This window comes from Paenibacillus sp. oral taxon 786 str. D14, from assembly GCF_000159955.1.
In the GTDB taxonomy this organism is placed as follows: Bacteria; Bacillota; Bacilli; order Paenibacillales; family Paenibacillaceae; genus Fontibacillus; species Fontibacillus phoenicis.
The window spans coordinates 498938-521884 of sequence record NZ_GG695970.1 but is presented as its reverse complement, the minus strand read 5'-3'; the positions used below and the strand labels follow the sequence as shown (position 1 = coordinate 521884).

The 22947-nt window shown below is 54.2% G+C and carries 20 protein-coding genes, 1 pseudogene and 1 riboswitch; of the genes and pseudogenes, 8 read left to right on the top strand and 13 right to left on the bottom strand.

Features of this window, described 5'->3' with window-relative positions:
• Nucleotides 1-107: 107 nt before the first annotated feature.
• Both POTG_RS24185 and POTG_RS02480 read left to right on the top strand, forming a co-directional pair.
• Nucleotides 108-284 (top strand): hypothetical protein, encoded by a 177-nt coding sequence (locus POTG_RS24185; protein WP_198136138.1) that lies wholly within the window; start codon nucleotides 108-110, stop codon nucleotides 282-284.
• A gap of 152 nt (nucleotides 285-436) precedes the next feature.
• Entirely contained in the window at nucleotides 437-1294 is an 858-nt protein-coding gene (locus POTG_RS02480) for an SDR family oxidoreductase (RefSeq protein WP_009223213.1), read from the top strand.
• Nucleotides 1295-1302: 8 nt separating this feature from the next.
• Here POTG_RS02480 and POTG_RS02475 read toward each other — a convergent pair whose 3' ends face one another.
• On the bottom strand, nucleotides 1303-2577 hold the full coding sequence (locus POTG_RS02475) for an MFS transporter (protein WP_009223212.1): 1275 nt from the start codon (nucleotides 2575-2577) through the stop codon (nucleotides 1303-1305).
• A gap of 15 nt (nucleotides 2578-2592) precedes the next feature.
• Nucleotides 2593-3054 carry a MarR family winged helix-turn-helix transcriptional regulator gene (locus tag POTG_RS02470; RefSeq protein ID WP_009223211.1) on the bottom strand — a complete coding sequence of 154 codons (462 nt, stop codon included), beginning with the start codon at nucleotides 3052-3054 and terminating at the stop codon, nucleotides 2593-2595.
• Between the two features lie 164 nt (nucleotides 3055-3218).
• Between POTG_RS02470 and POTG_RS02465 the strand changes: the two genes are divergently transcribed.
• Entirely contained in the window at nucleotides 3219-3995 is a 777-nt protein-coding gene (locus tag POTG_RS02465) for a YheC/YheD family protein (protein ID WP_036643804.1), read from the top strand.
• A 65-nt stretch (nucleotides 3996-4060) separates the two neighbouring features.
• Here the strand turns inward: POTG_RS02465 and POTG_RS02460 are convergent, their stop codons facing one another.
• The 7 genes from POTG_RS02460 to POTG_RS02430 form a co-directional block, all read right to left on the bottom strand.
• A complete protein-coding gene (locus POTG_RS02460; RefSeq protein ID WP_009223209.1) occupies nucleotides 4061-5137 on the bottom strand; it encodes a glycosyltransferase family 4 protein in 1077 nt (358 codons plus the stop codon).
• A gap of 82 nt (nucleotides 5138-5219) precedes the next feature.
• Entirely contained in the window at nucleotides 5220-5636 is a 417-nt protein-coding gene (locus tag POTG_RS02455; RefSeq protein ID WP_050769664.1) for a PaaI family thioesterase, read from the bottom strand.
• A gap of 69 nt (nucleotides 5637-5705) precedes the next feature.
• Nucleotides 5706-7400 (bottom strand): long-chain-fatty-acid--CoA ligase, encoded by a 1695-nt coding sequence (locus POTG_RS02450; protein ID WP_009223207.1) that lies wholly within the window; start codon nucleotides 7398-7400, stop codon nucleotides 5706-5708.
• Nucleotides 7401-7426: 26 nt separating this feature from the next.
• Nucleotides 7427-9211 (bottom strand): acyl-CoA dehydrogenase family protein, encoded by a 1785-nt coding sequence (locus tag POTG_RS02445; protein WP_009223206.1) that lies wholly within the window; start codon nucleotides 9209-9211, stop codon nucleotides 7427-7429.
• 27 nt (nucleotides 9212-9238) lie between these two features.
• Entirely contained in the window at nucleotides 9239-10420 is a 1182-nt protein-coding gene (locus POTG_RS02440) for an acetyl-CoA C-acyltransferase (RefSeq protein WP_009223205.1), read from the bottom strand.
• A gap of 22 nt (nucleotides 10421-10442) precedes the next feature.
• Nucleotides 10443-12839, bottom strand: coding sequence for a 3-hydroxyacyl-CoA dehydrogenase/enoyl-CoA hydratase family protein (locus POTG_RS02435; protein WP_009223204.1), 2397 nt, complete (start codon nucleotides 12837-12839; stop codon nucleotides 10443-10445).
• 28 nt (nucleotides 12840-12867) lie between these two features.
• Entirely contained in the window at nucleotides 12868-15054 is a 2187-nt protein-coding gene (locus POTG_RS02430) for a (Fe-S)-binding protein (RefSeq protein WP_009223203.1), read from the bottom strand.
• Nucleotides 15055-15416: 362 nt separating this feature from the next.
• On the opposite strand from POTG_RS02430, the gene POTG_RS02425 reads away from it, so the two are divergent.
• From POTG_RS02425 to POTG_RS02415, 3 genes are all read left to right on the top strand, one after another.
• Entirely contained in the window at nucleotides 15417-16001 is a 585-nt protein-coding gene (locus tag POTG_RS02425; RefSeq protein ID WP_009223202.1) for a TetR/AcrR family transcriptional regulator, read from the top strand.
• Between the two features lie 267 nt (nucleotides 16002-16268).
• Nucleotides 16269-17036 (top strand): electron transfer flavoprotein subunit beta/FixA family protein, encoded by a 768-nt coding sequence (locus tag POTG_RS02420; protein ID WP_009223201.1) that lies wholly within the window; start codon nucleotides 16269-16271, stop codon nucleotides 17034-17036.
• 19 nt (nucleotides 17037-17055) lie between these two features.
• Complete coding sequence (locus POTG_RS02415; protein WP_009223200.1) at nucleotides 17056-18048, top strand: electron transfer flavoprotein subunit alpha/FixB family protein; 993 nt, start codon at nucleotides 17056-17058, stop codon at nucleotides 18046-18048.
• Between the two features lie 52 nt (nucleotides 18049-18100).
• Here the strand turns inward: POTG_RS02415 and POTG_RS02410 are convergent, their stop codons facing one another.
• The gene (locus POTG_RS02410) at nucleotides 18101-18283 is read right to left on the bottom strand and encodes a hypothetical protein (RefSeq protein ID WP_009223199.1); all 183 of its coding nucleotides are present in this window, start codon (nucleotides 18281-18283) and stop codon (nucleotides 18101-18103) included.
• 154 nt (nucleotides 18284-18437) lie between these two features.
• On the opposite strand from POTG_RS02410, the gene POTG_RS02405 reads away from it, so the two are divergent.
• On the top strand, nucleotides 18438-20240 hold the full coding sequence (locus POTG_RS02405; protein ID WP_009223198.1) for an SgrR family transcriptional regulator: 1803 nt from the start codon (nucleotides 18438-18440) through the stop codon (nucleotides 20238-20240).
• A gap of 46 nt (nucleotides 20241-20286) precedes the next feature.
• Here the strand turns inward: POTG_RS02405 and POTG_RS02400 are convergent.
• From POTG_RS02400 to POTG_RS02390, 3 genes and pseudogenes are all read right to left on the bottom strand, one after another.
• A pseudogene (locus tag POTG_RS02400) lies at nucleotides 20287-20576 on the bottom strand (nitroreductase family protein); the annotation flags it as partial.
• A 75-nt stretch (nucleotides 20577-20651) separates the two neighbouring features.
• Nucleotides 20652-20969 carry a DMT family transporter gene (locus POTG_RS02395; RefSeq protein ID WP_009223196.1) on the bottom strand — a complete coding sequence of 106 codons (318 nt, stop codon included), beginning with the start codon at nucleotides 20967-20969 and terminating at the stop codon, nucleotides 20652-20654.
• Nucleotides 20970-20972: 3 nt separating this feature from the next.
• Nucleotides 20973-21314, bottom strand: coding sequence for a DMT family transporter (locus tag POTG_RS02390; RefSeq protein WP_009223195.1), 342 nt, complete (start codon nucleotides 21312-21314; stop codon nucleotides 20973-20975).
• Nucleotides 21315-21372: 58 nt separating this feature from the next.
• Nucleotides 21373-21482: riboswitch (guanidine-I (ykkC/yxkD leader) on the bottom strand.
• Nucleotides 21483-21662: 180 nt separating this feature from the next.
• On the opposite strand from POTG_RS02390, the gene namA reads away from it, so the two are divergent.
• Nucleotides 21663-22673 (top strand): NADPH dehydrogenase NamA, encoded by a 1011-nt coding sequence (gene namA, locus POTG_RS02385; RefSeq protein WP_009223194.1) that lies wholly within the window; start codon nucleotides 21663-21665, stop codon nucleotides 22671-22673.
• Nucleotides 22674-22947 lie beyond the last annotated feature (274 nt).

Sequence of the window (22947 nt, the reverse complement as noted above, 5' to 3'; positions counted from 1 at the left end):
TAAATATAAACTAAATTCTACGGGTCTGAAACATGAAAACACGGGGATCGGGATACCCTATGGAAGGTAATGACTACTACCGAGAGAATGACTTAAGGAGGATCAGTATGGAACATCAGAATCAACAAGCCCGCGATGAGGCCAAACTGCGCAACAAATTAAATGAACAAGGGGATTCGTTGGCCGAGAAAAAGAAGATTGAGAATGGAGTCGACATCGAGCCGGAGGCCGATGAATGGGTGGCCAAACCGGTGCCGTTCACTGATACGGATTCCACGAAATAACCTTCCTCTTTCGTTGATCCATCCGCAGGGCTCCTTATGGGGCCGCTGCGGATATTTTATTGTCCATCAGCGTTCCCAGGCTACAGGATAATGAACCTTAAGCGCGAATATCATGATACAGAGGTTGATTTGAAATCTGGGAGCGTGAATAGATGGAAGCGTTCGCAAAAGATTTATTGAAGGATAAGGTCATCCTGATCACCGGTGGCGGTACGGGGTTAGGACGGGCCATGGCCAGTCGGTTTTTGCAGCTCGGCGCTAAGGTCGCCATCTGCGGTCGACGTGAAGACGTATTGGAAAAAGCTGCTGAAGAACTATCCTCCGCTGACGGCAGTGAGGTATTCCCGCAACGCTGTGATGTTCGCGATCCCGGGCAAGTCCATAACTGCGTAGATGCCGTTTGGCGTCATTTCGGACGGATCGATGTGCTTGTCAACAACGCTGCCGGCAATTTTATCAGCCCGACAGAACGTCTGTCTCCCAATGCCGTCAATGCGGTGCTGGGCATCGTGCTGCACGGTACATTTTACATGACATTAGAGGTAGGAAAACGTTGGATTGAACAGCGGTTGCCCGGAACGATGCTGAACATTGTCACGACCTACGCTTCGACCGGATCGGGATACGTCGTTCCCTCCGCCGCGGCCAAGGCTGGCGTTCTCGCTCTGACCCGCTCACTAGCCGTCGAGTGGGCACCTCACGGGATCCGTCAGGTGGCGATCGCTCCCGGGCCGTTTCCAACGGAAGGTGCCTGGTCCCGCCTCTCCCCTACACCGGAGCTGGAGGCAAAAATGCTGGGACGCGTGCCACTCGGGAGAACCGGCCGCCCCGAAGAGCTGGCGGACTTAGCCGCCTTCCTCGTCTCGGATGCCGCCGGCTATATCAACGGTGAGGTGGTCACGATTGACGGCGGTGAATGGCTGCGCGGGGCCGGACAATTTAACGATCTTGCCGAGGTGACGGAAGAACAGTGGGATCGCTTGTCCGAGTTAACGCGCAAAGGGAAATAGCCGCTGCCTTAGTTCGTACTGCTTGCTTTCGCCTCAGAGGCGGAACCCGCAGCGCGATCTGCCGGATAATTCTTCGTGGAAAACCGCTTATTCACCAAAAAATGCGACGCAACGTAAACGACCAGGAACAACCCCATGACCCCGGCTGAATAACGGTACATCACCGCATAATCCGTGGCAGATGCGATAGCCCCTAGAATGATTGCACCAATGGCGACGCCAAAATCCGTAGTATTAAAAAACATGCTGTTCGCTACTCCATATTGCTCCGGTGTGCTGGTTCGCAGCATCCAAGCCTGCAGCGTGGGCTGGGTCGCCCCGAAGCCAAGTCCGTACAGCAGCGCCGAAACAATCAGCATCGGCAACGACTGGGTGAACGACAAGACAACCATGCTCGCGACAACAAGCAGCGCAGCCGGGATCAAGACGGCCACATGGCCCTTCGCATCAAAGATCCTGCCGGAGATCGGACGTATGATGATTACAGTCACCGCATTAAACAAGAAGAATAACCCCACCTGTTCAAGGTGAAGAAATTCGCCGAATAAAGCGATAAAGCTTAACAATCCGCTGTATGTAATCGACAATAACGTATTAAGAAAAGCCGGAAACAGGAGTTTACGGTTAAACGGCGCACGACGCTTAGGGGTCGAGTCGCCGGCTCCCGGCGTCGTCTTCATTTCAGTTAACTTCAAATTATTACTCCTCGGAAGTGCCCGGGTGAGCAGCAACAGCGGGATCACCACCAAGACGGCCATTGTCCCCGACAAGGTCAATGTACCAAAACCGAACTTCTGCAGCAAATTTAAGCCGATCATTGGGCCGATCGACATGGCCAAGCTGCTGGACAAGCCGAAATATCCGATGCCTTCCCCCATACGGGATGGCGGAATGATCCGTGACACCAGCGTAGGCAATATCGTGCTGCCGATCCCAAAGCCAAACCCATACCCGGCCCGCACCAGCAGCAAACCTCCAACCGAACCCACCCAATCATTTAACTCGGTCATGATTGCCGCAATGATCAAGCCGGCGAACAGCAGAACATTAGGTGAAAATTTCCGCAGCATCGCCGCCGCGAGAAAACGGGTCAGGATCGCGGATACGGCGAATATGCTGGTCACGAGACTGACCTCCAAATCGCTGGCCGCAAGTTCGTTTTTGGCATAGGACGAAAGAGAAGATAACAGCATTTGCAAATTCAAAAACAACAAAAAAGCAGAGATCGTTAATGATATAAACGATCTCGTCCATAATCGGTCAGATTCTTTGTATAAATTCATTTCTTCGCCTCTAATCTACTTGGATGTTATACTTTGCATTGGATCGCTGAAATGCCGATTAATTCGCTGGAGCAGCTCCATGAGCTTCTCGTATTCCTCCGCATCCATGATCCGCTTGACCTCTTCGGTCACACTCCGTTCTATGGGCAAGGTTTCGCGGATCAGCTCTTTTCCCCGCTCCGTGCTGAACACGAGGAACGATCTTCGATCGCGCTTCCCCGCTTGCTTGCGAACAAGTCCCTTGCTTTCCAGCAAATCGATAATTCGGGTGGTCGTTGGCTTGTCCTTTCCGCTTCGATCCGCGATTTCTTTCTGAATTAAGCCATCCGACTGATAGATCTGATGAAGCACGGACCATTGCTCCGGCGTAATGTCATAATCCTTCAGCCGATGCTGCAGTAAGGCAGAGATTTTCCGATAGGCCACACCCATGATAAATCCGACGGCCAGCTCGCTCCGTGAGTGGTCACTTGTCACTTTGAGTCACACCTGCTTTAATAGTTGTCACGACAATTATATGCTAACAAACTAATTGAGGTCAATCTTCTGTCTATTTTCAGGGCGGGTAGGTGATCATCTTTCCCTTTTCCATGAAGGCGGAATACATTACCATAAAAACATCTCAAAGGGGAACAGTATTCATGAAAACTGCCCGTCACCCGCGTCATATCACAAGCAAGCTTAAAAAAAATGAAGCGTTGATGCAAAGCAAAACATTACGGAGCTATCTCCCCGAAACGCATCGCTTTAATAAAGAGAATTTGCATAGTATGCTGATGAGATATCAGATGGTCTACGTCAAACCAGTGAACGGCACTTGGGGAAAAGGCGTCATGCGGGTCGAATATAAACCTCACTCCAGACACGGGATCTACCAATACCAACTTGACAAGAAGATTAGAACTCATAATTCGGTGGATGAACTCTATCGCTCGATTCGAAAACATAAGCTGAAAGGTCGTTATCTCGTTCAGCAAGGCATTGAGCTGCTCAAATACGATCAGCGCCGCTTCGACCTGCGTGTCATGGTGCAGCGTACCCCGCAGAAGGTTTGGAAGACGACCGGCATGATTGGCAGACTGGCCCATCCGAAGAAGATCGTCACCAATTATCACAACGATGGGAAGCTTGTGTCGGTAGAAAAGCTGCTCTCTCCTTATTTGAAGGGATCGCGGCTCAAGTCTTATACCAGCATGCTGGGAAACTTTGGGGAGGACATTGCCAATCACTTAAAGAAGAGCTTCCCCGGTCTTCGCGAAATCGGCGTAGATGTGGCGATTGACCAGAAGCTTCGGCCTTGGATTCTAGAGGTAAATACCGCGCCGGATCCGTTCATCTTCCGTAAGCTGAAGGCCAAGAGCATCTTCCGCACGATCATGAAATATGCCCGCGCTTATGGCAAATACAAGCGTAAATAAAAATGATAAACGGACGGAGGCTTGCCCATAGGGCATCCTCTCGTCCGTTTTTGATTGGGTAGGGTTTATGAACCAAACTGCCGGTAGATCCCGATCAGCTTCTTGGCGGTTTGCTTCCATCCGAACTTCTCCACAGCGTCCTTCCGCGCTTGTCTGGACATTCTAGCGGTCAGCTCCCGATCCCGAGCCAGCTTCAGAATCCACTTCGCATGCTCTTCGGGGTTGCGGTAGGCATCCACCAGGTAGCCATTCGAACCATGTTTGACGATCTCTCCAATCCCGCCGATATTGGATGCGACGACGGGAAGTCCGGATGCCATCGCTTCCAAATTCACCAGACCAAACGCTTCATGCTCCTGGGAAGGGCACGCAAACAGATCGGCCTGCCGGAACTTGCGATGAATGGAACGATGTGGAATTTTACCGGTAAATTTGACCGGCACACCCTTCGCCCTTGCCAAACGCTTGAGTTCCCGTAAGTACCCCGGTTTGCCGCCGCCAACAACGGTCAAGCTTACCGCCCCATATTCCTTGCGTACACGACTGATGGCCCGGATCAGAACCGGAACACCTTTTCGTGGAATCACCCGACCTGCGAACAAGACGCGAAAAGTGCCGGAACGCCCGCTTTGTCCGCCTGCCGGGCTAAACCGAGCGGTGTCTACACCTAGATGCACCTTGCGGAGTTTCCCCGCATGCCTTGGGAAACGCGCGGCTAAATTCGCTTTAAGCGATTCGCTGTTGGCAATGATCAAGTCGGCTCGGCCCAGACTTTCGTTCACTTTGGAGGTGGGTTTCACAAACGTAAGCGAATGCAGGAACAGCGTGACCGGAGTATGGGGAAACGCCGCCTTGATCTTAGCCATATAATGCGGACGATTATCGACCTGAATCAGGTCATAACGTCTCCCTTTTAAGTAACGCAAAACGGATGCAATATACTTGCTGGAACTTCCGCTGCTTAAGCGGACGATCGTTAAGTTCCCCATCCGGCTTACGTTGGGCAAGTTTCGGGCCTTTCTGCTGATCAGCGTAACTCGATGATTCAAAGCCAATTGCTTGGCGATGGCCAGCATGCTGATCTCTACCGAGCCGTTACCGGGAACCGGAATCTGCTCGGGCGCTACCATCAAAATATTCATAGGCTCCTCCTAACGCATATGCCTTGTGTTTATTCACCATATGCGTTAAGAGGACTCCCTGCGCAGGTATCCACCCAAGCCGTCAGGTCACGCGGAACGTTCCTGTTCCAAATGCACAGATTTCGCCTTGATCCAGACGGGCATAGGCCATCGTGGTGACCGATTTGTGCGATACGTGAACCAGTTCGGCGGTCACGGTGATCGACCCCTTTACGGCTTTGGTGACGTAATTCAGGTTCAAATTGGTTGTCACCACACTGGCTTCCGGTTTGGCGATCATCGCCAGCAGTCCCATCGCCGAATCGATCATCGTCGCGTGGACACCGCCATGGACGATGCCGATCAAGTTCAAATGATGCGGCTGAATCTGAAGGCGTATCACAACCCGCTGCTCATTCGCTTCGACCACTTGGCAGCCGAGATAATCTACAAATGAGCCAATCGCCGCCTGATTCCACAACGCCAAACGTTGCTGCAGCTCTTCTGAATCCGCTTTCATTTTAGATAACCTCCGTTCATCCCGCTGACTCAGCCCCCCTATCCTGTATCGGGTTAGGCGCATCAACGGTTACTTCTCTTTCGCTTGAGGCGGATTCTGACGCTCCGCTTCCTCCTCCACGAGCCTACGGCGCAGCACTTTGCCGGCCAACGTTTTCGGAAGACTATCCCGAAATTCGTAAACTTTCGGCACTTTATAGGCAGCGAGCTTCTCCTTGCACCAGCGTTTGATGCCTTCCTCGTCCGGTGTTGCACCTTCTTTCAGGACGATATACGCTTTGACCGTCTCGCCGCGATATCGATCGAAGATACCAGCCACGATCGCCTCCTCCACGTCCGGATGCTCAAACAACACCTCCTCGACCTCACGAGGATAAATGTTATATCCTCCGGCAATGATCAAATCTTTGCGCCGATCCAAAATGTAGAAGAACCCGTCTTCATCCATCCGCCCCAAATCACCGGTGAGCAGCCAGCCGTCGCGCAGCGTCTTGTACGTTTCCTCCGGACGGTTCCAGTACCCCCGCATCACCTGGGGCCCCCGCACGGCAAGCTCGCCGATTTCACCAACTGGTACCTCCTCCAGCGTATCCGGCTGCACGATCATCGCATCGGTATCGGGAAACGGAATGCCGATCGATCCGGTTTTCCGCATCCCCCAGATGTTGTTGGCATGCGTGACCGGTGACGCTTCGGTCAATCCGTAGCCCTCGATCAGCTTGCCGCCGGTTAATTCCTCAAACCGGGTTTGGACCTCAAGCGGCAACGAAGCCGCACCGCTGACGCATACATTAATCGAGGATAAATCGTACCCCGCTACGTCCTTGTGATTAATAATCGCAACGTACATCGTTGGCGCGCCGGGAAATACGGTCGGTTTCTTGAGATGGATCGTCTGCAGCACCTGATTAATTTCAAAACGAGGCATGAGCAGCAGAGTCCCACCTAAAGAAACCGATTGATTTAACAGCACCGTCATGCCAAACACATGGAAAAAAGGGAGCGCCGCCAAATACTTCTCCTTCGCCGGCCTAGCACGGTAAAACCAGAGCTGGTTTTGAATCGTATTGGCCACCAGATTCATGTGCGTCAGCATGACCCCTTTGGCAAAGCCCGTGGTCCCGCCGGTGTATTGCAATAACGCTAAATCCTGTTCAGAATCCACTTCCACATGGCAGGGCTCAGAGCTGCCGCTGGCAAGAAAGGCCGGAAAGGCGATTAAGCGATCATTATAGTTTAAATGAGCCAGCATGCCGTCTTTTTTGGCTTTGATCGGATACAGCATGTTTTTGGGGAAAGGCAAATAGTCCTTAATCGATGTTGCGATGATATATTCCATCGGATGCAGCTTTGTCGCTGTCCTTACCCGCTCCACGAGCGGGTCTAACGTCACCATCACGCGTGCGCCCGCATCGGTGAGCTGATGCTCCAGCTCCCTGGGCATATAAAGCGGATTCGTCATGACGGCGATTCCGCCCATGAGCAGTGTCCCGTAATAGGCGATCACCGCCTGCGGGCAATTCGGCAGCATAATAGCCACCCGGTCCCCCTTGCGAATGCCCAGCTTTCGCAGGGCATTCGCAAATTGGTACGACTGTTTCAGCAGAGTACGGTAATTGATCTTTTTTCCCATGAACTCCAGAGCTGTCACTTCGGGGAAACGAGCAGCGGAAACTTCTAAAAAGTGGGCGAGATTTTGCTTCGGATAATCATAGGTCGGTGGTACTTCAGCAGGGTAGAACTTCAGCCAAGGTTTACTCGACATACGCCTTGCCTCCCAACCTCGCAATTTTACAAAACGTATTTCTCCGCCCGGATCACCTCGGCGGCAATTTGCCGTTTTAATGACAGCGTATTCAGGGCTGACCGCTTTGTCAATTTTTTCAGGATGGAGAGTTGCGTGCGCAGCATATCCCCTGTCTCCATATAACTTAGCGTTTCCTTCGCCAAAGCTTCGATCTTGCCAAATTCCTCTTGAATGAACACCTTCGTCATAGCGATATAGAGTGCTGCCTTGTCTTCACCAGCTTGCGCAATGCGCTTCTTCGTGCGGAGCAACGCGCTTTCCATGGCATAGATGGCGATCATCATATCCGCCAAATGACTGAGCACTTCCTGCTCCCGCTCCAGCTTGAGCTGATATTTTTGCACCGCTTGGGCACCCACCATCAGGAAAATCTTCTTGGCCATGGACAGCAGGTAGGCCTCCTCCTCCAACGTGCCTTCGAAAGTGCGGCTTGGGATCGGCTCCATCAGCTCCGCTTGCAGCTTTTGCGCCGCCTGCAGCAGGGGGAGCTCGCCCTTCATCGCCCGTTTAACCAGCGCGCCGGGAATCAGGAGACGATTAATTTCATTGGTGCCTTCAAAAATCCGGTTGATCCGCGAGTCGCGATAAATCCGCTCAATTCGATATTCCTGTGTAAACCCGTAGCCGCCATGGATTTGCACGCCTTCGTCCGCAACGAAATCCAGCACCTCCGAGCCAAACACTTTGTTGATGGAGCATTCCAGTTGGTATTCGGCGATTTGCTTCGCCGATTGGTAGCCCACATCCGCGCTGCTGTAATCGACATCGGCTAATCCGACGTCAAACAGGCCGGCTGTACGATAGACCATACTTTCCAGCACGAACGTACGCGTATTCATCTCCGCCAGCTTTTTGCCGATGAGCGGGAAGGACGAGATCTTTTGCCCGAATTGGGTACGTTCATTGGCGTATTTTGCCGCATATTCGATTGCATCCTTGGAGGAACCAAGACATCCTGCCGCCAATTTGAAGCGTCCGATATTCAGGATGTTGAAGGCGATCAAGTGGCCTTTGCCCACTTCCCACAGCAGATTTTCGACCGGCACTTTCACGTCTTCAAGGATCAGAGGGCAGGTGGAGGAGCCTTTGATCCCCATCTTCTTCTCCTCCGGTCCGATGCTCACCCCTTCCATGCTCCGTTCAACGATAAACGTGCTGAAATCGGTGCCGTTCACCTTGGCGTACACAATGAAAATATCCGCAAAGCCGGCGTTCGTAATAAATTGTTTCGTCCCGTTTAACACATAATGCGTCCCATCCTCCGACAACACCGCGGTCGTCTTGGCCCCCAGCGCATCGGAGCCCGAGGAAGGTTCGGTCAAGCAATACGCCGCGAGTAGTTCCCCTGTCGCCAGCTTCGGCAAGTATTTGCGTTTCTGGGCATCGGTTCCGAAAAACACGATGGGCAGCGTCCCGATTCCGACATGAGCTCCGGCTGAGAGGGCAAATGAGGAAGCTTTCGTCAGCTTTTCGCTGATTAACGTTGTGCTGACTTTGTCTAGCCCCATGCCGCCGTAAGCCTCCGGCACGTCAGCGCCGAGCAGCCCTACTTCGCCCGCTTTGCGCAGCAAATCGGCGGTCAGCTCATAGTTCAAATGCTCGATCTCTTCGTCCCGCGGTAGGATTTCCGATCGGACGAATTCCTCCGTCGTCTCGCCGATCATGCGATGCTCCTCGCTGAAATCCTCCGGGGTCACAACCTGACGGTAATCTACATCGGTAAAGACAAAGCTTCCGCCTACGATTTTTTCCTTCGTTTCGTTGCTCATGCGATCCTCTCCTTCATTCAAATGGATTCAAGGGTGAACTTCAAAAACGCCGGCCGCGCCCATACCGCCGCCAATACACATCGACACGACACCGTACCTGCCGCCCCGTCGGTGCAGTTCGTGAATCAGGGAGATCGACAGCTTCGTCCCGGTGCAGCCCAGCGGATGTCCGAGGGCAATCGCGCCGCCATTGACGTTCACTTTGTTCTCATCCAGACCCAACTCGCGAATCACGTGTATGCATTGAGAGGCGAATGCTTCGTTGATCTCAAACAGATCCACATCGTCCAGCGTGATCCCTGCAGCCGCCAGCGCCTTCGGAATCGCCTTGACCGGACCTACGCCCATCAACTCCGGCTCCACGCCGGCCACCGCAAACGCGCGGAACGTTGCCAGCGGTTGAAGCCCTAACGCATCGGCCTTCTCCCGGCTCATGACGACGACCGCTGCCGCCCCATCGTTCATCGGCGAGGAGTTCCCTGCCGTCACGGTTCCCCCTTGCTTAAAGCTGGGTTTCAGCTTCGCTAAAGCTTCAAGGGTCGTATCGCTGCGGACACTTTCGTCAGTGTCAAACACAAAGCGCTTCACTTTGACCTTCCCGCGCTCATCCAAGCTGCGCAGCTCCGCCTCAAACGGGACGATCTCCTCCTTGAACTTGCCTTCGGCGATGGCTTGAGCGGCTTTCTGATGCGATGCCAAAGCGAACCGGTCCTGATCTTCCCGGGAGATGCCAAAACGTTCGGCAACGCGTTCCGCCGTATGGCCCATCGCGATGTAGACCTCCGGCATTTCAGCGACGATCCGCGGGTTCGGCGACACCTTGAACCCGGTCATTGGCACATGGCTCATGCTTTCCACGCCGCCGGCGATCAACACATCGGCCTGACCCAGCATGATCCGCTCCGCCGCAAAGGCAATCGCCTGCAAACCCGAAGAACAGAAGCGATTGATGGTAATGGCAGGCACCGTCACCGGAAACCCGGCGTAGAGCGCCATGATGCGTGCAAAGTTAAGCCCCTGCTCCCCCTCCGGCATGGCGCAGCCAATGATGATGTCCTCAACATCCCCTTTGCTCAGACCGGGTGCACGCTCAATCGCGGCTTCCAGCACGATTTTGCCTAAATCATCGGCGCGGGTTTGGACCAGACTGCCTTTCTTGGCTCTGCCCACTGCGGTTCGGGCCGCGGATACAATCACAGCTTCCTTCATCTGAACTCATCCTCCCCTTCGTTTAGTTCCGTAGCGGTTTGCCTTTGCTCAGCATGTGCTGCATGCGTTGCTGCGTCTTGGGTTCGCCGCATAAGCTCAGGAATGCCTCGCGCTCCAGGTCGAGCATATATTGCTCGGTCACCAGCGTCCCGGCGGGCACGTCGCCTCCAGCGAGCACATGGGCGAGCTTGTTGGCGATCAGCAGATCGTGATCGCTGATATAACCGCCTTCGTGCATGCCGAGTGCGCCAAGCTGCAGAACCGCTTTGCCTTCGGAGCCAACGACGCGGAATTTCGTCTCGGGAATCGGCTCATATCCGCTTCCCGCCAGCTTCAAGACGGCCTGCTTCGCTTCGTAAATCAACTGATCGGGATTTAACACCACCCGATCGGTGGACTTCAACAGCCCCAGCCGTTTGGCGTCATGACCGCTGCTGGATACGGTAGCCGTCCCAACCGTTTGGAAGTAGTGGTTGATGTATGGCTGCAAATCAGCCTCAGCCAACATTGCCTGCTGGCTGGCTCGCAATGCCAATTCCTTGCAGCCACCGCCCGCCGGGATCAGGCCAACGCCCACCTCGACGAGTCCGTAATACGTTTCAGCGGCGGCGATGACCTGATCTGCCGGCATGCACGCCTCCACACCGCCGCCCAGCGTCATGCGGTGCGGCGCCGCAATGACCGGCTTTTCAAACCGTTTCAGCCGGTACATCGTGTTCTGGAACAGACGAATAATGTCGTCGATTTCATCCCATTCCTCGTCCTGTGCCTCCATGAGCAGCAACATCAGGTTGGCGCCAACGCAAAAATTGCGGCCCTGGTTGGCAATGACCAGCCCTTCGAAGTTGTCCCGCACCTCATCCATGCTCTGCAAGATCATCTGCAAAATATCCGCGCCGATCGCATTGTTCGGTGAATGGAACTCCAAGCAAGCTACGCCGTCGCCAAGGTCGATCAGGCTGGCGCCGCTGTTGCTGCGCACCACTCGATTCTGCGCCTTCAAGTCGCGAAGCGAGATCTGTTCCGGCGGCAGCGCTACTGGCGCGTATCCTCCAACTGCGGCTTGGAATAGAGAGCCACCGTCTTTTTTGTAGAACGAGGTATTTCCCTCAGCAATCCAGTCCTTGACCCAGGCCGGTACCGTCAGCCCTTCCGCCTCCATCTTCTCAACGGTACGCACCAGGCCGATGGCATCCCACGTTTCAAACGGCCCCAGTTCCCAGTTAAAGCCCCATTTCATCGCTTCGTCGATTTCGCGGATGTTATCCGCAATTTCACCCAGCTTGGCGGCGGAATAAATCAGCACCTGCTTCAGTACATCCCATGCCAGCTGGGAGTAGCGGTCTTGCGTGCCAAGCAGCGCCTTCGTTTTGGCGGCCGCCCCTTTCGCCAGCTTGGCGGCTTCCAAGGAAGCGGACGTCACTTTGCGCTGCGGTGCGTACTCCATTGTCTGCAGGTTTAAGGACAGAATTTCGCTGCCCTTCTCCCCTTTGATTTTGCGGTAAAAGCCCTGCCCGCTTTTCTCGCCGAGCCAGCCTCGCGATACCATGTCCTTCAGCGATGACGGAGCGGCAAACACCTGCTTCTCCGCTTCATCCGATACGTTCGCATATACGTTGTCGGCCACATGCAGGAACGTGTCCAGGCCGACCAGATCCAAGGTGCGGAAGGTGGCGCTTTTCGGTCGGCCCATCGCCGGGCCGGTCACCGCATCCACCTCTTCGACGGTGTACCCCTTCTCCGCCATCTCGCGTAGCGTCACGAGCAGGCCATAGGTGCCGATTCGGTTGGCGATGAAATTTGGCGTATCCTTGGCCAGAACGACCGTTTTGCCCAGCTTTTGCTCGCAGAAGCGGCTTAAGCCTTGAACCAGCTCCGGATCGGTCGATTGCCCCGGGATGATCTCCAGCAGCTTCATATACCGCGGCGGATTAAAGAAATGTGTGCCGAGAAAATGTCTCCCGAATTCCTCGGACCGCCCTTCCGCCATCGCGTTGATCGAGATCCCCGACGTATTGGAACTGACGATCGTCCCCGGCTTCCAGTGGCGCTCTACCTGGGCGAGCAGTTGCTGCTTGATGGCGAGGTTTTCGACGACGACCTCGATCACCCAATCCACGTCAGCAATCAGGTGCAAATGATCCTCCAGATTGCCGGGTGTGATTCGCTCCGCGAAAGCGTTGTCATATAACGGCGCGGGTTTCGTCTTGGACAGACCGGCGATCGCCGACGTCGCTAAGCGATTGCGCACGAACGGATGGTCGAGCGTCAGCCCAGCGGCCATCTCCGCGTCGCTTAACCGTTGCGGGACGATGTCGAGCAGCAGGCAGGAGATGCCCGCATTCGCCAGTTGGGCAGCGATGCCGGAGCCCATGATACCAGAGCCGATAACGGCTGCTTTTCGGATCGGTTTGTTCATTTGATCTACCTCCTATGACCTTAAAAATTCATTGAGATAATGCGGGGACCGGATCCGCCGCCTGCTCGCCGAACACGGACAACGCCAAAATTTCGGCAATGTCCCGCGCCTTTACCTGGCCTTCCACTTCCTTAAGCTTGGTGCCGTCTTCCAGCATCGTCAGGCAATACGGGCAGGCGCTGCTGATCATGCTCGGATGTACCTCCAACGCTTGCTCGGTGCGGGCCAAGTTGATCCGTTTGCCGGCGGTTTCCTCCATCCACATCAGCCCGCCGCCGGCGCCACAGCACATCCCGTTCTCCCGGGAGCGGGCCATCTCAACCAGCTCCACGCCGGGCACGGCCCGCAGGACCTCGCGCGGCGCATCATAGACCCCGTTATACCGCCCAAGATAACAAGAATCGTGATAGGTAACCCGTTCGTTGACCTGGTGGGTCGGCTTCAACCGTCCCTCACGGATCAGCTGCTCCAGTAGCTGTGTATGGTGCTGCACTTCCACCCCCTCCAGACCGAATTCGGGATATTCGTTTTTCAACGTATTAAATGTATGCGGGCAAGCGGTAACGATTTTGCGCACCCCATACCGTTGGAACGTTGCAATGTTTTCATGGCATAGCTGTTGGAACAAGAACTCATTGCCCATCCGGCGCGGCGTATCCCCGGAATTGCGCTCCTCGTTGCCAAGGATCGCGAAGTTAACGCCCGCTTCGTGTAACAGCCGGACAAACGCCCGCGTGACTTTACGGCTGCGCAGATCGTAAGAGCCCATCGAGCCAACGAAATACAAATACTCAAAGGACGGATTATCCTTTACCGTCGGCACAGGAATACCCTCCAACTCGCCGGTCCAGGCTGCGCGGTCGTTGCGGCTGATCCCCCAAGGATTGCCTTGGCGCTCGATGTTCTGCATCGCCCGTTGGCCTTCCGCAGGGACGCTGCCCTGCATCAGGACAAGATGACGGCGCAGGTCCACAATTTTGTCGACGTGCTCGTTCCCCACCGGACATTGATCCTCGCAATTCCGGCAAGTCGTGCAGGCCCAAATTTCTTCTTCGGTCATGACGTCGCCGATTAGTTCAAGATCGGTTGCCGCTTTACCTTGGGCAGCCGGTTGCCAAGCCGCCTTTTGCCAATCCAGCGTCGGGCGGATGTCGGTGATGCCCGATGCGCGGCCCCAGTCCGGTGCCGCATGCGCCGCACCTGCTGCCACCGCGTGGACGCCGTCAGAGCCAAACACATTCGCCGGCACCCACGGCGATTTGCCTGTAACGGCGGCGCCTTTCTCGGTGAGATGATCGCGCAGCTTCGTGATCAGATGCATCGGCGACAGCGTTTTGCCGGTGCTTGCCGCCGGGCAGACGCTGGTGCAGCGACCGCATTCCACGCAGGCGTAGAAGTCGAGCATTTGCTTTTGCGTGAAATCCTCAATGCAGCCAACCCCGAAGCTCTCGGCTTCTTCGTCTTCAAGGTTCAGGCTCTGCAGCCGTCCATGCGGTTCCCGCCGGCGCAGCCAGATGTTGATCGGTGCTGTGATGAGATGGAAGTGCTTCGATTGAGGGATGTATACGAGAAAAGAAAGCAGGATCAATAAATGCAGCCACCAGAATACGTAAAATACAGCTTCTGCAACAGCTTCAGGCAACCAAGTGAATACTGCAGCAATGGCTGACGAGACCGGGGCGTACCATGAAAACTCCAGCCCCATCCATACACGTTCGAACCCTAATGACAGCAGAACGGATACCATCAACGCATAGATGAAAATTACAACGATTCCGGGTTTCCAACCCTTTTTGAGTCGCGGCAGCTTCTCGATATAACGGCGGTATGCGGCGTACCCCATCGCGATGAGAATCGCGAGCGCGGTAAACTCTTGGAACCAGCCGAACAGCTCGTATGCAGGCAACGGCAGATGACCGCCTCGCGACAGCCCTTTGACGATCAGATCAATCGCCCCAAACTGCAACACGATAAACCCGTAAAACACAACAACGTGCATCAACCCGCTTTTGCGATCCTTCATCAGCTTCTTCTGCCCGAGCACTTGCGACCAGAATTCGCCTTGGGCTCCCCCGTGCCTAGCACGGAAGTCGAACGGCCGGCCAAGCCGCAGATATAGGTAACGACGGACTACAGCCTGATAGAAAACGAATATGGCATATCCCGTAACGGCGGCAAACAGCAAAGCGTTTAGCGTAAGCCAAAACGTAACCATGAATATGCGTCCCTCCTTCGAACAATTCTTTTTGTGGAAAGAGATCGCTGATCGATAAAGTGTGTCAATGTGTGCGGGAATGCTGGTTCTGGCAGGACTAAGGGGTTCATTGATTTCACAACAGTCATAGCCGAAATGGAGATAAAGCTGAATTACTGGGGTCAAAGTGTTAATGAGTGATGAGTTCCTAGCACGATTGAGGTTGGCCCTCGTACAAGTCAACAGGGTAAACGTTTACAACATGGAGTTAAATGAAAATCTTAAGGAACGTCCCTTGACAATCGGTGAGTTCTTCCCCTAAGATTAAGAAAATGAATGACGGTTCATTCAGTTGTTTTAAATTTTAGCATTGAGGTGGCTCGATGACAAGTAGGAAACAGGAAAAATTTGAAATGATCTTGGATGCAGCGGAAAAAGTCATTGCGGAGAACGGGTTCCACGGCTCCCAGGTCTCAAAAATCGCAAAAGAGGCTGGAGTCGCAGACGGCACAATTTATTTATATTTCAAAAATAAAGAGGATATCCTGATCTCCCTCTTCCAGGATCGGCTGGGCAAGCTTGTTGATCTGTTCCATCAGAACATCCGTGAAACGAGCACAGCCGAAGAAGCGCTGCGTAAAGTGTGCGAAATTCACTTCACCCATCTGGAGCAGAACGTAAATTTTGCGTACGTGACGCAAATCGAGCTGCGGCAAAGCTCCCTCGAACTGCGCAAGGCAATCGGCCTTGCGGTGAAGCCCTACATCACGCTCATCGAGCATATCTTGAAGAGAGGGATTGAGGAAGGCTCGTTTCGCACCAACCTGGACACCAAGCTATCCCGTCAGCTGATCTTTGGAGCCTTGGACGAGGTCGTGACCTCCTGGCTGATCTCTGGTATGAAGTACTCTCTATCCGCTCAAGTGGAGAACACGGTAGACTTTTTCCTGCGTGCGATGAAGAAGTGAGCCCTTATTTCTGAGCAACACCCCACCTATCGGCTCTGCGCTAACGCTTGTGATCGACCTTATCAGAGGCAAAATCGGAATCTGCATCATATAACGCTTGTCACAGCGCTTATTTGCTGGTTTTTGAGGAATATCCCCCTCAAATCGTGCCATTAGCGTTACTGATCAGCGTTAGAAGTGAAATTCACTCCTTGTCGCCCAAATAAGTGCGCTGGCAAGCGTTAGCATGAACTTGAGGCAGAACATTCTTGAAAGGAGTTGGCCCGCATGCATGTCGTTGTAATCCTGAAACAAACCTTCGATACGGAGGAAAAAATCGTCATCACCGATGGTAAGATTGGTGAGGACGGCGTTAAGTTCGTCATTAACCCTTACGACGAATATGCGGTTGAGGAAGCGCTGCGCCTGAAGGAAGCCCATGGCGGCACGGTGACGGTCGTGTCGGCAGGGCCGGAAAGAGCGGCCGAAGCGCTGCGCACCGCCCTGGCGATGGGCGCTGATGAAGCGGTACGGATCGCCACAGAGACGATCGATACGGACGAATACGGCATCTCCCGCCTGCTCGCCGCCTACCTGCAAACGCTGAACTATGACCTTATCCTGGGCGGCAACTTCTCCGTGGACAACGGAGCCGGTCAAGTCGCCGTGCGGCTTGCCAAGCTGCTCTCGCTCCCCCACGTCTCGTCGATTACGAAGCTGACCGTAAACGGAGATCGGGCAACCGCCGTACGGGATGCGGAAGGCGACGCTGAAACATTGGAGGTGGCGTTACCCGCTGTTTTCACGGCCCAGCAAGGCTTAAACGAACCACGCTATCCGTCGCTCCCCGGAATTATGAGAGCAAAGAAGAAACCGTTCCGCGAATTGGCCCTCTCCGATCTTGGACTGAACGAAACCGACATCGCCCCCAAAACACGACGGCTTGGCCTCTCCCTGCCGCCGGCCCGCCAAGCTGGCAAGCTGCTCGCCGGTGCACCTAGCGAACAGGCAGCGGAATTGGTTCGACTGCTGCGCTCTGAAGCGAAAGTCATTTAACCCGAAGGAGGCGTTAATCATGAGCAAAACGTACGTGGTGATCGTCGAAACGAAGGATGGTAAGCTTCGCCAAGTCTCTTTGGAAGCGCTTCACGTCGCGAATGCGCTGCGGGGCGAAAGCGACCGACTTGCGGCGGTGCTGCTGGGTCATCAGCTGGATGATGCCGCAGCCGAGCTGAGCCGTCATGTGGAGGGCCAGGTGCTGGTCTTGGATCATGCCGAACTCCATGCTTATCAGCCGGAGCTGGCCTTTGAAGCGATACTGCAAGCCCTGGCCGTGCTGCCGGACGAACCGAGACTCATCCTGCTTGGACATACAGCCATCGGCCGCGATCTCGCACCTCAGCTGGCTGCCTGGCTTGATTGCGGGCAAATTTCTGACGTTACCGCCCTCACCAAGGACGGCGACAGTGTTGTATTTACGCGTCCAATTTATGCCGGGAAAGCCTTTGAGCAAAAAGAACTGGCAGACGGCAGCGGCATCGTGACCATCCGTCCAAACAACTTCCCCCCTGCAGCCCCAGCCGCTGCCTCAGGGACGCTCGTTCCGTTGGAGTTTACCCCGCCTGCAACGCTGCACACGATCCTCAAGGATGTGGTGCGCAAAGTGTCCGGCAAGGTCGATCTCACCGAAGCGAAGATCGTCGTATCCGGAGGACGCGGCGTGAAAAGCGCCGACGGCTTTAAAGTGCTGGAAGAACTGGCGGACACCCTCGGCGGCGCCGTCGGCGCTTCGCGCGGTGCGTGTGATGCCGGGTACTGCGACTATGCGCTGCAAATCGGCCAAACCGGAAAGGTCGTCACACCGGAAATTTATATCGCCTGCGGGATTAGCGGCGCGATTCAGCATCTGGCCGGCATGAGCCAATCGCGGATCATCATTGCCATTAACAAAGACCCTGAAGCGCCGATCTTCAAGGTAGCCGACTACGGCATCGTTGGCGATCTGTTCGAAATCGTTCCCTTGTTAACCGAGCAATTTAAAGAAGTCCTCGCTGAACAGACCTCCTAATATAAAAAAAAATGCCTGCATCACGTGATGCGGGCATTTTCCTCGTAAGGAATCAATAAAACATATTCAGGATCGACCGCAGTACCTTACCCATGCCGTTCGCTTTTTTCCGTTTTTTCACCGATCGCTTGGGAACGGTCATCCCTTCAAAGCAGTTAGGGTTGCCGGGTCTTTTCAACGACTGATGGAACTCTTTAATCTCCCGTTCACTTACGTAAAAATCTTGATAATTCATGGGATAACCTCCTTGCTTCCGGGGCTGGTAACGACCGCCCCTCTGCTTATTTCCATTATCTGCTTCAAAAGCAGGAAGAAAAAGAGTATACTATTCCAAAGTCATTTCCCCTTTTGCGTTTGCAAGGAGGACGGGGGCATGGAGGTGTGTGATCGTGTTAACCGCAGAGCGTTATTTGGCGCTGCTGAATCATTATGCGGAGGGAAGCGGCGATTCGGCAGAGCCTCGCGAAGTTGAGGTCGCGCTGGAGGATTTAACGAAGCTGTTTCATTGTACGGAGCGGAACGCCAAGCTGGTGATCCGCAAGCTGCAGGAGGAAGGTCTGATCGACTGGTCGCCGGGCCGAGGGCGCGGGCATCGTTCCCGTTTGGTATTTCGGGTGAACCGGGAAAATTTCTTGATCGACCTGGCCCAAAGGCTAGCGGAAAAAGGGGAATACCGCTTGGCCTTCGAATTCCTTCATCAGTACGAAGGCGATATCCATGCGCGGGAACGGTTCATTCAGTGGCTGAATGACCAGTTTGGAGCGGAACGACAGCTCGCCGCAGGTCAAAGCTGCCGGGACATCTTCCGCCTGCCGGTGTATAAAGCTCCGCTTACGTTAGATCCGGCCAAGCTGATTTACGACTTGGATTCCCATCTCGTTCGGCAAATCTTCGATCGGCTGGTACAATACGATCAGACGAAGGGTCAAGTGACCGGCATGATCGCCCATCATTGGGATCATGATGAGACCGGTACGGCATGGACGTTCCATTTGCGTAAAGGCGTGCGTTTTCATCATGGAAAAGAGCTCACCGCCGAGGACGTCGTTTTCACCTTTTCTCGGCTGCGGGAAGTCTCAACCAACCGCTGGTTGGTGTCGAGCGTAGACCGGATCGAGGCGCTGGATGCGCGAACCGTTGTGTTCCAGTTGCATCAACCAAATTGGCTGCTCCCCCGCCTGTTCTGCTCCTCATGTGCTTCCATCCTTCCTGCCGATTTACTCAGTAAGGACGAAACGGCATTTTGGCAGTTTCCAAGCGGCACTGGCCCGTTCCGGCTTACCCATTGGAGCTTGAACCGGATGGAGCTTGAGGTACATGCGGGTTATTTTCTCGGTCGACCTTATTTGGACGGCGTTACCCTGGTCTTTCTGCCCGACGATATTCCGAATTCCTCCAAGTTGAGATGGGAGCAACTGATCGTCAACGATTCACGGGTTCCCGCCCAAGCCGGGGACGATTGGAATCGAATCCAGACCTTAAGACGGGGCTGCAGCTTAATTTCCTGGAATCGTAACCGACTTGGACCGCAGCAATCGCTGGCGTTTCGGCAGGCGATTAACCTGGTGATTGACCGCCCTAGGTTGATCCGAACTACGGGGAAATCCGGATATCCGGCACGCAGCTTCCAGCCAACCGAGGAAACCACGCTGGGGGTTCATCGGCACGATCCGGCCGCCGCAAGGCAACTGCTGGAGGAAATAGGTTATATCGGCGAGCCGATCCGCTTGGCAGCCCATTATCTCGATAGAGAGGAAGCCGAATGGATCAAACTCCAATGCGATACGATCGGAATTCCGGTTGAGGTTGTGAATTATGAAAAAGGTGATATGGCAAGAACGGCTGCCCTGGAAGCCGATGCCGTCCTGTTATGCCTCGTCTTCGCCGAGGATGAGGTGTGCGAGTTGGAAAGCTTCTTGCAGGAAGACAGCTACATCCGTTTGCATATGCCGCCGGAATTAAGCCGCTGGGTGTTCGGCATGGTGGATGAAGTTTTTGCGTCCAGAAGTCCGGAGAAACGGCGGGTGTTGCTGCAGCAAATCGAAAATCGCCTGCAGGATGAAGCGCAGGTTACTTTTCTTGTGCACAGCATGTTGAACACGTATGTCCACCCTTCCATCCGCGGTGTTGCGATCAACAACCTCGGCTGGATGGACTTTAAGGACATCTGGCTGACCTCCACAGCGGGGTGAGTCCCCTAAAAAAAGCGTCTGGCTGTTGAGCCAAACGCTTTTTGTATTAATTGAACACCTTCATTCGGTTGTCAATCGGCCCAAACTCCTTGTCGCCAGCCGGAGCCTCAATGTTGCCAAACGGCATTTGCGCAATTAGCTTCCAGCTTTCCGGTACGCCCCATTCCTTCCGCATTTCCTCGTCGATTAAAGGGTTATAATGCTGGATCGAAGCGCCTACGCCTTCGTCCGACAGGGCTGTCCAAACGACATATTGTAACATGCCGTTGGATTGCTCGCCCAAACCGGGAAGTTCTCGGCGTATAAGGCAAACTGCTTCTGCAACCCTTCGATCACCATCTGTGTGAATGGAACCTCCCTTAATATGCCCCCAATAGACGTAAATCCAACCCATCCCGAAGCAGCTTCCGTTTACTCGCTGATGAGCTTTAAACCCACGGCTGCGCCTAAAATAAAGGCAATAAACAGCAGCCTCCGCCACTCGCGGGATTCGCCATAGAGCAGCATCCCGGCGATCGCGCTTCCCGCTGTACCGATTCCCGTCCACACCGCATACGCCGTCCCCATGGAAATGGTTCGCATCGCCAAGGTCAGAAACAGGAAGCTGAGCAAAAAACCGCCGGCCATCCAGGCATACGCACCTAGGCTCTTACGGGTGTTGATTTTGTTAATCCCGATCACGCCCAGCACCTCGCCAAATCCGGCAAAAACAAGCAGTATCCAATCCATCGGTTAAGCTCCCCCTTCCGTCTGCTTCTCTCCATCGGTCACCAGCTTCAAGCCGATAACGCCGACCAGCAACAGCAAAATGAGCAGCAGCTTAGCCCAGCGGAACGGTTCCCCAAACAACGCCATCTCCGCGATCACCGTACCTGCCGTGCCGATGCCCGTGAATACGGCATAGACCGTGCCAATCGGAAGCCGCCGTCCGGATAAGATCAGTAAGTACATGCTCATCACGATACAAACGGCCGTCGCTCCCCAGCCGAGCGCATCCCCGGCGTGCTTCAAGCCGATCACCCATCCAATCTCAAATAAGCCGGCAACGCCGACCCACCCCCAATCACGTTTCATGCTGCATGACCCACTCCTTTATGCAAAAAATAAAACCCGAAAGATATCAACAAACGATATCTCCCGGGCTTTTGTCCCTCCGTGTCCACGACATGATAAAGTGCCGCGCGTTCCCTCTTGGACCAGTCCGGCCGGTGTATCCGCCGCGGAACCCTAGGGAACAATTCGATAGCTATCTTAACCGATTCCTGCTGCAGGGTCAAGAAGTACCGATAATTTTAAGTATACAAAACTATACTATAGAACAATTTTGTGCGTACTTGTAAGTTGTAATCCGATCGACTAACATGGATATTGACTGAGGTTTATTCCATAACATTCTAAAAGCAAGAGAAGGAGTGATAGAGAATGAGCGCCCAACTATTTACCCCGTATACGATCAAACAGGTTACGTTTAAAAACCGGATCGTCATGTCCCCCATGTGCCAATATTCTTCCCACAACCGAGACGGAAAAGTCGAGGATTGGCACCGGGTTCACTACGCGTCCCGCGCCGTTGGCGGCGTTGGCTTGATCCTTGTCGAAGCGACGGCCGTCTTACCAGAAGGACGGATTTCGTATCGAGATCTTGGCATCTGGAGCGATGAACACATCTCCGGATTGAAGGAGCTCGTTGACCTTGTGCATCGTAACGGCGCCAAAATTGGGATTCAACTCGCCCATGCTGGACGGAAAGCGGAGCTCGAGGAAACGATTCTAGCGCCGTCTGCCATTCCGTTTCCGGAGAAAAAAACGCCTAAGGCCGCGGATGCCGAGGATATCCGGCGGATTGTGGAAGGTTTCCGCGACGGGGCACGCCGCGCGAAGGAGGCCGGTTTTGACGTCATTGAGATCCATGGGGCCCATGGGTATTTGCTGAACGAATTCCTTTCTCCGGTGACCAACCATCGGGAAGACGAATACGGCGGAAACGCCGATAACCGTTACCGGTTGTTGAGCGAAGTGATCGAGGCAGTAAATTCGGTTTGGTCCGGTCCGCTGTTCGTCCGGATCTCGGCGAATGAATACGATCCGCAGGGCAATTCGCTGGAGCAATATATCAACTATGCCCGCCGAATGAAAGCGCAAGGCGTGGATCTGATTGACTGCAGCTCTGGCGGGTTGGTTCCGGCACAAATTCAAACGTTCCCGGGATATCAAGTGAACCTGGCGGAACAAATCCGCCGCCAAGCTGAGGTTGCCACCGGTGCCGTTGGTTTAATCACGGACCCTTCCCATGCGGAAGAAATTCTCGGCAACGGGCGGGCAGATCTGGTGCTGTTAGGCCGCGAGCTGCTTCGCAACCCTTATTGGGCGTACGAGGCTGCCAAAGCCCTGAACACGACGTTAGAGCGCCCGGTTCAATACCAAAGAGCTTAAAACGGACCAGTGTTGGAGGCCCGTTTTCGCGATTGGCGAAGGCGGGTCTTTTTGCTTGGCATTGGCCTGGCTGGTTATGATCAAAACCTGACTTGGTTTTCCCGAAGCAGAGTTTTATAATTTGAAGAGTGAATTTGTCCACGGACCAAGGAGTTGTTCTTGATAGATGCTAAATCGTCCTCATCCCCAAATTTTGATCATGACGGCGGTAGAAGCCGAACAGCAGGCCGTCCTGCGCGGACTCGCCGGCTATGAAGGCACTGATGTGCAGCTG

Bases quoted from the DNA above. Each gene is read 5' to 3' on its own strand.
- POTG_RS24185 (WP_198136138.1), top strand. From the start codon at position 108: ATGGAACATCAGAATCAACAAGCCCGCGATGAGGCCAAACTGCGCAAC.
- POTG_RS02480 (WP_009223213.1), top strand. From the start codon at position 437: ATGGAAGCGTTCGCAAAAGATTTATTGAAGGATAAGGTCATCCTGATC.
- POTG_RS02475 (WP_009223212.1), bottom strand. From the start codon at position 2,577: ATGAATTTATACAAAGAATCTGACCGATTATGGACGAGATCGTTTATA.
- POTG_RS02465 (WP_036643804.1), top strand. From the start codon at position 3,219: ATGAAAACTGCCCGTCACCCGCGTCATATCACAAGCAAGCTTAAAAAA.
- POTG_RS02460 (WP_009223209.1), bottom strand. From the start codon at position 5,137: ATGAATATTTTGATGGTAGCGCCCGAGCAGATTCCGGTTCCCGGTAAC.
- POTG_RS02455 (WP_050769664.1), bottom strand. From the start codon at position 5,636: ATGAAAGCGGATTCAGAAGAGCTGCAGCAACGTTTGGCGTTGTGGAAT.
- POTG_RS02450 (WP_009223207.1), bottom strand. From the start codon at position 7,400: ATGTCGAGTAAACCTTGGCTGAAGTTCTACCCTGCTGAAGTACCACCG.
- POTG_RS02445 (WP_009223206.1), bottom strand. From the start codon at position 9,211: ATGAGCAACGAAACGAAGGAAAAAATCGTAGGCGGAAGCTTTGTCTTT.
- POTG_RS02440 (WP_009223205.1), bottom strand. From the start codon at position 10,420: ATGAAGGAAGCTGTGATTGTATCCGCGGCCCGAACCGCAGTGGGCAGA.
- POTG_RS02435 (WP_009223204.1), bottom strand. From the start codon at position 12,839: ATGAACAAACCGATCCGAAAAGCAGCCGTTATCGGCTCTGGTATCATG.
- POTG_RS02430 (WP_009223203.1), bottom strand. From the start codon at position 15,054: ATGGTTACGTTTTGGCTTACGCTAAACGCTTTGCTGTTTGCCGCCGTT.
- POTG_RS02425 (WP_009223202.1), top strand. From the start codon at position 15,417: ATGACAAGTAGGAAACAGGAAAAATTTGAAATGATCTTGGATGCAGCG.
- POTG_RS02420 (WP_009223201.1), top strand. From the start codon at position 16,269: ATGCATGTCGTTGTAATCCTGAAACAAACCTTCGATACGGAGGAAAAA.
- POTG_RS02415 (WP_009223200.1), top strand. From the start codon at position 17,056: ATGAGCAAAACGTACGTGGTGATCGTCGAAACGAAGGATGGTAAGCTT.
- POTG_RS02410 (WP_009223199.1), bottom strand. From the start codon at position 18,283: ATGAATTATCAAGATTTTTACGTAAGTGAACGGGAGATTAAAGAGTTC.
- POTG_RS02395 (WP_009223196.1), bottom strand. From the start codon at position 20,969: ATGGATTGGATACTGCTTGTTTTTGCCGGATTTGGCGAGGTGCTGGGC.
- POTG_RS02390 (WP_009223195.1), bottom strand. From the start codon at position 21,314: ATGAAACGTGATTGGGGGTGGGTCGGCGTTGCCGGCTTATTTGAGATT.
- namA (WP_009223194.1), top strand. From the start codon at position 21,663: ATGAGCGCCCAACTATTTACCCCGTATACGATCAAACAGGTTACGTTT.